This is a genomic window from Butyrivibrio sp. FC2001, from assembly GCF_000424125.1.
In the GTDB taxonomy this organism is placed as follows: domain Bacteria; phylum Bacillota; class Clostridia; order Lachnospirales; family Lachnospiraceae; genus Butyrivibrio.
This window is the reverse complement of record NZ_AUJH01000016.1, coordinates 121274-132838: the sequence shown is the minus strand read 5'-3', so window position 1 is coordinate 132838 and position 11565 is coordinate 121274. Positions and strand designations below refer to the sequence as shown.

The following is an 11565-nucleotide window of genomic DNA, read 5'->3' as shown; positions in this document are numbered from 1 at the left end:
CATAAAAAAGTGCCTGCGGCACTTCAGCTCCCCTGCCCCTCAATCATGAGGGGTGGGGGTTGTTTTTTGCCTCAACTCATTCATAATGATTTTTATGAAACGAAACATACTACAAAATCTGTTCCGCGATCATTACGAAGAAATTCAATATACTCTTCACCCCCGCAAAACTGAAATTGAAAACATCGATAAGATGCTCAATTGCGGAGATCCTGCCTATGGCGGCGCCATGTACGGCTGCCCTGATTGTGGTACTCTCAAATTCATTCCCTTTCGTTGTCATTCAAGATTCTGTCCTACATGTGGTGCCATGTATTCACAGAAACGTGCTCAGGCTATGTCCTTCAAGCTCATAAACTGCCAGCACAGACACTGCGTATTCACCATATCAAAAGAATTACGACATTACTTTCTCGAAGACCGCGACCTTCTTAACTGTCTTTTCGAAGCTGTCAGCAGTGTTATTAACCGTATGTTCTACAAAATCAACAAGAGTCAGAGCTTCACACCTGGTTACATTCTGGTTCTTCATACATTTGGTCGTCCTTTAGAATGGAATCCTCATATCCACTGCCTCATATCTGAAGGTGGTGTAGGCGACACTGGTTTTTGGCGCAGAGTCAATCACTTTAATTACCACTACTTACGCCATGCTTTTCAAACAGCTCTGCTTAATCTAATGGAAGCCCGTATTACTGATCCCAAGAAGAAAGCATTGTTCAAAAAAGAAAAAGCCCTCTCATACAAAAATCAAAAAGATGGTTTCTATATCTACGCAAAACCCACCCTTGCTGACAGGCACACAGTGGCTAAATATATAGGTCGCTACCTTGGTCGTCCAGTAATCGGCCTCTCAAGGATTGACTCTTATGATAAAGAGCATGATACTGTCACTTTCCACTACAACAGACATGAGGACGAAGTCCTTGTCACCGAGACCATACCTTCCATGGAATTCATCAAACGTCTTATCCAGCACATACCCGAAAAAGACTTTAAAATGATACGTTACTATGGTGTGTATGGCCGTCATAGAGAATCAGACAAAAAGCTTTACCAGCTGATTCATCCATCTAAAAAACCATTCTTTAAATCATTCCTTCAATGGCGTTCAGGTATCCTGTCAGCATTCGGATATGATCCATTGAGTTGTCCCAAGTGCACCAGAACCATGAAATTTCTTGAATTGCACTTTAACCACAAACGTGTTTCTCTCGAAGCCCTATATGAAAAAGCAATGGGAAAATGCCGTCCCAAGAGCAGAGCTCCATCTTCAAAAATCGGCAGTGTTCCCTCGTATTCCTGTGCATGATAAAATCATGCTACAGGAGGAACAGCCATGGCTAGTAAAGAACTAATAGCAAAGCTTAGAGAGAAATACATCCAAAATCCGCCGGAAGGCATGTCGGCGAACGAAATCCGCGAGATGGACGATGAAGACCTTCTCGACATGGATTACTTTATGCACGAAGATGACGAATTCTTTGACGAGGTAGATTGGTAATTTATAGCCAATATACCTCCGCTTTGCGTGGCCCGGTCTTGCCGGGCCTTTTAATTCAAGGTTTCGCCGCCAAGGCGAAATTTCCTATTAAATAAAAAAAAAGCCTCAATCATGTGAGGCTTTTAGTGTCTACATGCGAAAAATCGCTGATATTATTTTCAAGCATTTCCTGTGAGAATATCATTTTGTAAAACCCAAGGTACGTTTCCTTTATTTCATCCAGGTTGTCTGTTTTGTTTTTCCCAAGAAACAGTAGCTGAAATGGAACACCAAAGCACGCTATTCTCAGCCCTGTATCCCGGCAGCCATTACGCAGATAAAACCCCTTTCTTCTCGTCTGAAGCTTCTTTTCTTCACTGTCATCTGTCAGGTCAGGATCCTCAATTTCCAGGACGACATTATCGGCATCCTCAAGGTATTCCGCCAATAACTGAAGTATTTTTCCGCCAACTCCTGAATTCCTCTTCTCCGGATAAACTGCCAGAAAATCCAGGAGATAATTCTTATTCTTTTTCGCGAGAAAAGCATAACCTATTATGTTATCCTCGTCCATAAGCCCCAGGCACTCATATATGTCTTTAGCTATTGCTTCCTCAATTATATCAAGAGGCTTCTGTTCGTTTTCCGGGAAATCAAAAATGAGTCGTTCATTATAGATACGCTTAAGCTGCGCAGCATCAAGTTTAAAAAGTTTCATTGCTTTGGAATCCTCCTAAACTTAGTTTCATCGATATATAGATTATACAAAAACAGCAGCTACATCAGGCACTAAAGCCCGCTGCGTCCTTCACTCCAAGTACAAGCATAACTATAATCAGCCCTACTCCATAAACAAAGGGAATTGCTGTAATAATGCCGGGAATAAAGACAAGTAATCTTGTCTTTATTGTCTTAATGGCATATGCCTTGATAAATAAAAAGCAGCTGACAATCATAGGAATGCATACCAGTCCAAGAAAAACTGAATACCTTTCAAATTCCGTAAAAGGAATCATGGAATCCGGGAACTTCACAGTGTTCCCGCCAACAATTGCCTTTGTAAGCAGATAGAAAACAACAAAAACTCCAACAAGATATATAAAACCCGCAATTTTCTTTTTCATTACTAATTAACTCCCAAACAATTTACTCAAATAATCCCACAACTTCGCTTAAGTCATTGACCTCGTAGTCAGCCTGCTCTTCCTCTCCGTCGGTTTCCCAGTATTTCCACATACCCTGCATTACGCGAACAGTTTTCATCCCCATTCTCTTGGCGGGAACTATGTCGTTATCTACTCTGTCTCCGATCATAACCGCATTCTCAGGCTTACACTTTGCACGTGACAAAGCGATTTCAAATATCTTCTTATCAGGCTTCTCGACGCCTTCCTCAGCAGAAGCTATGACAATATCTATGAATTTCAAAACACCATGATTCTCTAATCTGGCTACAGTTCCAGGTACCTGATTAGCTATGACACCGATCTTGTAGTTCTTGCTAAGTCGCTCCAGACAATCATAGGATTCAGGATACAGCTCCTCTTCTTCTGTGTGCCACTGAGGTCTTTCTATTCCGTATTCCTTAATCAGAACGTGCTCTGCCTTTTTCTTTTCCTTATATATCTTAAGGACCTTGTCCTCTATTACTTCAAAGGGCTCATTTACCGCTTCTGCTATCTCATGAAGCCTATGTAAAAATGGCTTTTCTTCGCTCACCAGTGTTGAGCCCACATCAAAAAAGAGCCACTGGACATTTTCCCGAAGAGTCTTTTTATCCATCATCAACAACCTCCCAAAAGGAACAATGTCCTCTCTTATCTTTCAAATATCACTCCGCCTGCATCAGTCGGATGATCAATATAAACAATATCTTTTGCGCTACTTTTGTATCTGGCAATATTTCTGAAGATCATCATATCCCCTGCTGCCACCGCGATCATAGCACATGACATGAACATAACGACCTGATTAGCCATAAGAATAGAGACAATGAACGGTATCACTCCAAGTACAAGTCCCGGCATCATAACGCCAACCAGATACTGCCATTTTTTCACAGGAACAAGACATGTACAATAAGGAGAAAAAGAGGGCTTCATAATTCCAAACTCTATATCCTTAAAGCTACCCGGTGCAAAAATAACCCAGCAGGCCCCATGGATCATCTCATGGATGAATATAAGAATCACAAAGCTGACAAAAAATGGAAGAACCTGAAAGTTAAAGAAATCAAACTTACGGTTAACTGCATAGAAAATCACACTTCCCACGCTAAATAATATCAGCATCAAACCCACTGATAGAATGGTCGCCTTATTTATGTCTATTGTCAGGTTCTTCTGAGAATACTCCTGCTGCTTCATCTCCTCGCAGATTTTCTCAAATCTTTCCAGTCTCTTCTTTTCCTTTTCAGAGAGAATTCTTTCCTCGTTTTTCATACGTCCTCCTTTTTGTTACCTTTAAATATTATTTCCCCTCTTTCATGTACTTAAATACGTTGATAGATTCCAACGGGTGGCCGTCAAAATCAAAGAATGCCTGATTATCCCAGGAGCATCCGCCATAATAAAGAGCGGCGTCCTCAGGGTCGTAGTCTGAGGCATAGCTGCTGGCCCATCCACTGCCATATTTCTCCCAAATACTGGAATTGTCTGCGCCGGCAGGTCCAACCGGAATCCATGCTCCTTCCCAGTAGACGATACCAAGCCCGCCAACATCATTTACATGCTCACAGATATCATGAAGGATCGTCGCCTGTCCCTCTACTGATATCTCATATCCATCCACTTTATCTCCGGAATTGAAACTATTTCCGGAGCCATCTCCGTCCTTAGTTGTATAGGCATATGACGTTTCAGCAAGGAATACCTTCTTGCCATAGCGCTCCTGTATAAGTTCCAGGACACGGCTCATATTATCCATACTGCCATCCCAGAATGGATAGTATGACATTCCAACCATATCAAAATCGAGCTCATTTTCTATAAGCTTTGATACAAGGTTAAGCACATCCGCTTTGTCGGTTATTCTTGTATAGTGAACTACTATGGAAATATCTTTTCCATAATCTGCAGAGACCTCACGTATTGCTTTACTCCCGGCCTTTAAAAGCGTAATGATGTTTTCAGGCTTGGTCTCGCCGGACATTCCATAATTGATTTCATTACCAATCTGTATCATGCCTACATCAACTCCAGAATCCAGGAGCTGAATCATACTTTCCTTTGTGAAATCATATAATGCTGAGCTTTTTTCTTCTATGCTCATTCCTTCCCACGCTTTTGGCACATGCTGGCGTTTTGGATCCGCCCAGAAATCAGAATAATGAAAATCTATGCAGACCTTCATGCCATAGGCAGTGGCCCTCTTACCAAGTGTTATTGCAGTAGCAAGATCATTATTACCGCCGCCATAGCCATTACCATTCTCATCGTAAGGGTCATTCCATACGCGAAGTCTTACATAGTTGATTCCTGCATCTGCAAAGGTTTTCAATGCATCCTGCTCTGCGCCATCTTCGTTATAGAACTTCACTCCGCTATTTTCTTCAACCAGCAGTGATGATGCATCCATGCCAAAGATAAAGTCATCTGAGAGTCCTTCTATAGGTGTTTTCCAGGTTTCAACTTCCTCCTGGGGGGCTTCAGTCTGTGGTTCTTCTGGCTCCGCTTCAGCGTTCTCTGATTGGGCAATTGAAGCACTATCCTCTATTGTTTTATCAGAAACATTTTGCTGCAGCTTTTCTTCAGGAGCAGCAGGTGTTTCCACTTTCTGCGAACATCCTGAAAAACAGAATATCGATGCTAATGCCATACTAATAAGAAATGGCAATTTACTCTTTTTCATTACTTCTCCCAACCGTTGGAATCTTGCTCATAGTGCTTAATAAAATCAGAACTCATCATCCGAATACCCCTTTGATTCCAACAATGTTACCTTATCCCCAAAAATCTCTCTGCAAATGCGAAGCTCCAGCTCCTGTCTGTGGGCGAAATGCTTGAATAATTCCTCCACACCGCTCACCCCATTACTTTTGGCATAAGGTGATTCATCAAAATATTGAGTCATAAGAGGAAACCACATTTCATTTCCGTGTTCGTCAGAACGCTCTTTCCTTATGACTCCGATGCTCTCGGAAATATTTTCTGTCTTTAGATATATTATTCGTAAATCCTTATCTTTGATAATGTCTGCCAGCTCTTTGTAAAAATCTATTATCTCCTGATCTGACATATTCCGATAGAGAATCATGTCTTCGACAATGTTTTGGAAAATGGAACATTCAAATATATACTTATCACCATCCCAATTTCTAAATCTGCGAAAAACAATATCCTTAAAAGCTTCAAACTCCTGCCTGCCGTTATAGATTTCATACTGCTCAAGATCCTTATGGAATCCCACAATGTCAGTGAGAATCTTCGTGTAGCAGATAATCATATGATCATCTTCTTTGAAGCTTTTCTCCTTAATCTCATCACTGATATCATTGTACTTTTTCAGAATCTCTTCATATGTCTCTTTATTGACATATGCACACCATGCGAGCTCAACCGGAGAATACTCTCCTTCACATATAGCCTTATAATCCTGATTTTTCTCTGACAATCTATTTACAAGCGTGCTCTTTCCGCTTCCCTGTAAACCCTCAACAAAATAATTCAAGTAAAAACACCTCTCTTCTACTGTCCTATAAATTGTACATCATAAAATTACCGTTGTGTTTAAATCCAAATGCTGTGTATAGCTTCACGCCCATATCTGAAGCAGTGATGTGAACTGCACCACACCCATACGCTCTTGCTTCCTCTACGACACGACTAAGCAGTTCCTTCGCTATCCCTTTTCTCCTATAATCAGGATTCGTATACATACTTGAGAGAAGGCCAAGCTTTCCAGTCGGACATGTAAAGTACGGCGGTTTTTCAACAAATGACATTCCACTTGTTCCAATTATCTTATCCCCGTCCATAGCAAGCCATGAAACAAATGTCCCATCAGCCATATGCCTGTGATAAAAGTCGAACAACGCAGTTTTTAAGTCAACGTACTTAGGTACTTCTCTCCCTGACACTACATACTCTTCCGTCAATTGAGTAATTCTCATATCAATGAAGGTCTCTAATTCCGCCTCTGTAAGCTTTTTGTATTCAATGCTCATTTTTTACCCCCTTGTTATACCTCTATATAAGTGCCAGTTCAACCAGAACTTCCATGTCAGGTCATATTGACGTACCACTTCACGGATAACAGACTACTATTTTTCTTTCCTTTACACCGGAATTAGATCTCCTCAGAAAACTGACTGAACTTTTCATGCTCGCTCATCACTTCTAATCATACTAATCTTATTTTCTGCCTACTTTTTTCAGTCAGAATTCTTGTATAAAGGTATATCGGCGTACCGCAAACGTAATTACGTCAACTTTTATACCAAGACCTTACATCTATCCTTTCAAAATATCATAAACTGGTTGAATCCATTACTACGATTATATCCAAATTACGTCTAGACCCCTTTAATAGCCTTACATGGTTGAACCCATCGCGGTGGAGAAACCGATACTCAAGCTCGTATTTTTTCTAACCTGTCTGATTTCTCAGAAATATAATGAATAGGTGCAAAACCAAGAATCAGACCGACAACAAATCCCAGAAAATGGAAAACCAAAGTGCATACTCCCGGAAGATTTCCCAAAAAGAAATATCCAACAATGTATCTATATCCACTCTGGCATTTAAACAACCGAGATAAATCCTTATGTCTAAGTGCCTGGTTAACAAGCATTCCAATGCAGGTATATATTGCCGGAGATGCTCCATATATATGAGCATTGGGATATATAAGCAAAAGAAGTATTCCTGGAATAATCAGACCAAGAGTAATTACAATGATATATTTCAGCCTGCCAACATATTCTTCAAAAAATCCCCCTATATACCATAGGGCAATTATATTCGCCAGCAGATGAATAATAGATGTCTGCAAAAATCCATAAGTAGCAAGCCTGTACAACTGCATTTTCCCAAAAACATCTTCCCTGGATAATTGCAGATATTCCGTTAAATTACCGCCGCCTGAAATAGCGACCCAAAAGCGATTGCACTGTGATGATATAAGCAAATTAATTAAGAATACTGCAATCATTATGATAATAAAAAATGTTGTAAGAATTCTTGTTCCCCGCAATCTTGTCCCCAAACTTTTATCCTTCCTCAATAATATATAAGGTCAGGTTAGCCCCCTCACATAGCTTCAAGCAATTCCTTCGCGCGCTTAAGTATCCTTCCATGATGCCGTAGCACCTTGTCACATCAACAAAGCTCTACTGTAGGTAACATACCGTATTCCTCCTGAAAAAATATAGTTCTAATATATCAGAAAAAAAGCCATTTAACAGCATTTTTTCTGTCAAATAGCTTTTTTCTATTAAATAGTATTTCTATTACTTTTCGAAAAGGAATCTCTCAGGAAGTGACACTCCAAAATCCTTTGCAAGATGTCTGAACTCATCAGGAGTAATGGTCTGTCTCTTTGTTCCGGTCATAGACAGCGTCTTTACAAGAATCTCAGCAGACTTCTCGACTGTGTGCATAAGACCGAAGGTAAGGTCAAAATCCTCTCCTGCTGCAAACATTCCATGATGTGCCCAGATAGCGACATCATATTTTTCCATAAGCCTGCTGGTCTCTACTGCAATCTCTCTCCCACCGGGAACCATCCACGGCACTACGCCTATTCCGTCAGGGAATACCACAGGGCACTCCGTAGCCATTTCCCAAAGCTCTCTTGTGAAAGCCTCGTCAGTAAGCGGAAGCACGAAAGTAAGTGCAATAGTGTTAGTGGTGTGCGCATGGTAAATAACTCTGTACTTCCCACCTGTTACACGCTTTTTCACCTCATGGTTCATAAGATGTGAAGGGAGCTCAGATGTGGGCTTGCCGCCATTAACAAGTCCCCACATGATACGGTAATTCTCACCTGCATCATCCAGCTCAATAACGCAAAGACTATCCTCAGGGTTAATGATCACATTTCTAAAATATTTACCTGAGCCTGTCACCATGAAAAACTCACCTGCAAGCTCCGGTACTGTAGTTCCGATAGGCTGCCAGTCTCCTGCTTTAAGATCATCCTGGATCTCTGCCACCTCTTCAGGCTTCATTCTATAGGAAAGGTTTCCGCCATTCCTCTCATGCCAGCCCTGCTCCCAGCCATCATTTGCCATTCGTATGAAACCCTTTGTAAATTCTGCATCTAAAACTCTCATTTAAAAATCACTCCTAACATATTTATCTTAAAACTAATACTCACTTAAGCTCTCTTTGCCAAAACTTCATTTTCATATCGCTCAATTTCGCCATACCACTCACCGTCGACGGGTGCGCCGCAGCGTCTGCAATACTCATTCCATACATCACCAAAGGGCATGGTCTTAAGCTCTTCCTGCTGAATCATCAGCCTGGTGAAGTTCGATTTATCCTGCAAATCTCTAAGCTCATCATGAGGTGTAAGAAGTGCATTAAGAAGTGCCTTTTCTGTGTTTCTAAATCCTGTCACCCAAGCGCCTATTCTGTTTATAGAAGCGTCGAAGTAATCAAGTGCCATGAAAACCGAACCATGAAGGCCGCCGCAGCGAACAATCTCTTTAGCAATCTCTTTTGTCTCATCATCAAATAAAACTACATGGTCTGAATCCCAGCGAACAGGTCTTGTGATGTGAAGCGCGATGTTCGGGAAAAATGATAAAAGTGCAGGTATCTTATCACTTACTACCTCTGTCGGATGATAGTGTCCGTTATCCATGAGCGGAATACACTTGTCAGAATGAGTAGCCGCAAAGGAGAGCGCAAACTCAGCGCTTCCAACTGTGTAAGACTCAACACCAATACCAAACACCTTGGACTCCACGCAGGGCTTTACCTTGTCAAAATCGAAGGGCTCTGAAAGAATCTGCTCAATGGAATCCTTGTATCTGTCTCTTGGTCCCTTGCGATCAGCAGGAATATCCTTGAAACCATCACCTGTCCAGATGTTCATAACACAGGTTTCACCAAGCTCCTTAGCAAGATACTGTGAAATCCTGATGCATGCCTTACCGTGCTCGATCCAGAACTTTCTGGTCTCTTCATCAGGTGATGATAATGTCAGAGGGTCACACTTGGGATGCGAGAAAAATGTGGGGTTAAAATCACAGCCAAGCTTTCTTTCCTTGCAAAAATCCACCCACTTCTTAAAGTGCTTTGGCTCCAGCTTATCTCTGTCAACCCAACCACCATTTTCATCATCAAAAATGGCGTAGCTTGCGTGAAGGTTCATCTTCGCTTTTCCTGGAATAAGCTTTAACACTTCATCAATATCAGCCATGAGCTCCTCGGGAGTTCTCGCTCTTCCGGGGTAATTACCGGTGGTCTGGATTCCACCTGTCAGGGGCTTATCAGGATCTGTATCAAAGCCTCTTACGTCATCTCCCTGCCAGCAATGAAGGGAAATCTCAGCCTCCTTAAGCTTCTCAATCGCCTTCTCTGTATCAATTCCAAGCGCTGCATATTTTTCTTTTGCTTCTGTATAACTCATTTGTTTTTCCTCCCATTAAATTCCAAATTTCTTAACATCAAAGCTCTCAAAAATACAATTTCTTGCTTCTGACAGATCCGTAAAAACACCTCCTGCAATCATCTGAATTACCAGATTACCAACTGCCGTTCCTTCGATAGGGCCTGCAAAAACCGGAAGCCCTGTGGCCTTTGCCGTCAGTTCATTAAGATACGCATCCTGACATCCGCCTCCGATCACATGAAGGGAAGTCATGCGTTTTCCTGTTATCTCGGAAATTTCTCTTACAGCCACCTCGTAGCTTTTTGCAAGGCTCCTGTAAACCATCTGCATAATCTCACCAACTGTCCCAGGTATCGGACAACCGTTTTCCCTGCAATAGTCCTTGATCGCATCGATCATACTGACCGGAGCAAGAAACGCCTCATCATTAACATCAATGAATGACTCAAAACCCTCACTCTTTCTCGCCTCATCTATGAGATCCGGGAAGCTGTAGGTTCTGCCTGTGCAGTACTTACTCTTTACACCCTCCACATATTCAGTTCCGTTAAGCTCACGCCTTATGGACTGAATTATCCACAGTCCCATGATGTTTTTGAGAAATCTGTATCTGGAAAAAGCACCGCCTTCGTTTGTAAGATTCTCCGCCCTGGCTTTGTCAGTTGTTATGGGCTCTTCGTTTTCAATACCAAGAAGACTCCAGGTTCCGCTTGATAAAAATACCGACCGGTCTTCCCTTGCAGGAACCGCAAGAAATGCTGAGCCTGTATCATGTGTCGCAGGTAAGATCACTGTTGAAGTAAATCCAACTTCCTTAGATATCTCCTCGCTAAAAGTTCCAACAACAGTTCCCGGAACTGACAGCTCCCCGAATAATCTTTCAGGAAAACCAAGTCTTCTTATAATCTCTATATCCCAGGTTTTATCCTTCGCATTTACAAGACCTGTGCTTGTGGCATTTGTATATTCCTGCTTTTTCACGCCGGTAAGTTTATAGCCGAAATAGTCAGGAATCATCAAAAGACTCTCTGCTTTTTCAAGCTCCTCCGGCTTTTCTTTTTTCAAAGCCATCAGCTGATAAATCGTGTTGAAAGGCTGTTTCTGTATTCCTGTCCTTCTGTAGAGTTCTTCCTCCGGAACGAGCTTATACACCTCGCTATCAACTCCTTCAGTTCTGCCATCCCTGTATGCCACGGCATCGCCGATCAGTTCCCCGTCTGCATCCAAAAGCACATAGTCCACCGCCCAGGTGTCAATGCCCACGGTTTCAGGGATCATCCCCTCTTTTTTACAGGCCTTAAGTCCATCAATTATTCCCTTCCAGAGATTGTCCATGTCCCAGATAAGGTGACCATTCTTTTGTAATTGTCTGTTTTCAAACCGGTGCACCTCTTTTAGCTGCATTCGCCCATTTTCCACCCATCCGATGATGTGGCGTCCGCTTGATGCACCGATATCAATTGCAAGAAAATATTTATTCATATCGAAACTCCAATACATTTATTACTAACGATGCTAT

Annotated in this window: 13 protein-coding genes; 2 read left to right on the top strand and 11 right to left on the bottom strand. The window is 41.9% G+C overall.

Annotation, left to right across the window (positions count from 1 at the left end; genetic code table 11):
- Positions 1–94: 94 nt before the first annotated feature.
- On the top strand, positions 95–1312 hold the full coding sequence (locus G601_RS0110230) for an IS91 family transposase (RefSeq protein ID WP_081673487.1): 1218 nt from the start codon (positions 95–97) through the stop codon (positions 1310–1312).
- 27 nt (positions 1313–1339) lie between these two features.
- Positions 1340–1504, top strand: a complete 165-nt coding sequence (locus tag G601_RS26465) for a hypothetical protein (RefSeq protein ID WP_170832732.1) — start codon at positions 1340–1342, stop codon at positions 1502–1504.
- Positions 1505–1613: 109 nt separating this feature from the next.
- Here G601_RS26465 and G601_RS25000 read toward each other — a convergent pair whose 3' ends face one another.
- From G601_RS25000 to rhaB, 11 genes are all read right to left on the bottom strand, one after another.
- The gene (locus G601_RS25000) at positions 1614–2201 is read right to left on the bottom strand and encodes a GNAT family N-acetyltransferase (RefSeq protein WP_051200948.1); all 588 of its coding nucleotides are present in this window, start codon (positions 2199–2201) and stop codon (positions 1614–1616) included.
- Between the two features lie 64 nt (positions 2202–2265).
- Positions 2266–2607 (bottom strand): hypothetical protein, encoded by a 342-nt coding sequence (locus G601_RS0110215; protein WP_026665281.1) that lies wholly within the window; start codon positions 2605–2607, stop codon positions 2266–2268.
- A 22-nt stretch (positions 2608–2629) separates the two neighbouring features.
- A complete protein-coding gene (locus tag G601_RS0110210; RefSeq protein WP_242834408.1) occupies positions 2630–3268 on the bottom strand; it encodes an HAD family hydrolase in 639 nt (212 codons plus the stop codon).
- A gap of 32 nt (positions 3269–3300) precedes the next feature.
- On the bottom strand, positions 3301–3924 hold the full coding sequence (locus tag G601_RS0110205) for a DUF3267 domain-containing protein (protein WP_026665279.1): 624 nt from the start codon (positions 3922–3924) through the stop codon (positions 3301–3303).
- Positions 3925–3952: 28 nt separating this feature from the next.
- Positions 3953–5332 (bottom strand): glycoside hydrolase family 53 protein, encoded by a 1380-nt coding sequence (locus tag G601_RS22835; RefSeq protein WP_242834407.1) that lies wholly within the window; start codon positions 5330–5332, stop codon positions 3953–3955.
- A 45-nt stretch (positions 5333–5377) separates the two neighbouring features.
- Entirely contained in the window at positions 5378–6151 is a 774-nt protein-coding gene (locus G601_RS0110195; RefSeq protein WP_026665278.1) for a hypothetical protein, read from the bottom strand.
- A gap of 25 nt (positions 6152–6176) precedes the next feature.
- Complete coding sequence (locus tag G601_RS0110190) at positions 6177–6647, bottom strand: GNAT family N-acetyltransferase (protein WP_026665277.1); 471 nt, start codon at positions 6645–6647, stop codon at positions 6177–6179.
- Between the two features lie 405 nt (positions 6648–7052).
- Positions 7053–7706 carry a rhomboid family intramembrane serine protease gene (locus tag G601_RS0110185; protein ID WP_196808858.1) on the bottom strand — a complete coding sequence of 218 codons (654 nt, stop codon included), beginning with the start codon at positions 7704–7706 and terminating at the stop codon, positions 7053–7055.
- Between the two features lie 226 nt (positions 7707–7932).
- Positions 7933–8757 carry a rhamnulose-1-phosphate aldolase gene (gene rhaD, locus G601_RS0110180; protein WP_026492121.1) on the bottom strand — a complete coding sequence of 275 codons (825 nt, stop codon included), beginning with the start codon at positions 8755–8757 and terminating at the stop codon, positions 7933–7935.
- 44 nt (positions 8758–8801) lie between these two features.
- Positions 8802–10064 carry an L-rhamnose isomerase gene (locus G601_RS0110175; protein WP_026665275.1) on the bottom strand — a complete coding sequence of 421 codons (1263 nt, stop codon included), beginning with the start codon at positions 10062–10064 and terminating at the stop codon, positions 8802–8804.
- 15 nt (positions 10065–10079) lie between these two features.
- The gene (gene rhaB, locus G601_RS0110170) at positions 10080–11528 is read right to left on the bottom strand and encodes a rhamnulokinase (protein ID WP_026493049.1); all 1449 of its coding nucleotides are present in this window, start codon (positions 11526–11528) and stop codon (positions 10080–10082) included.
- Positions 11529–11565: the final 37 nt, after the last annotated feature.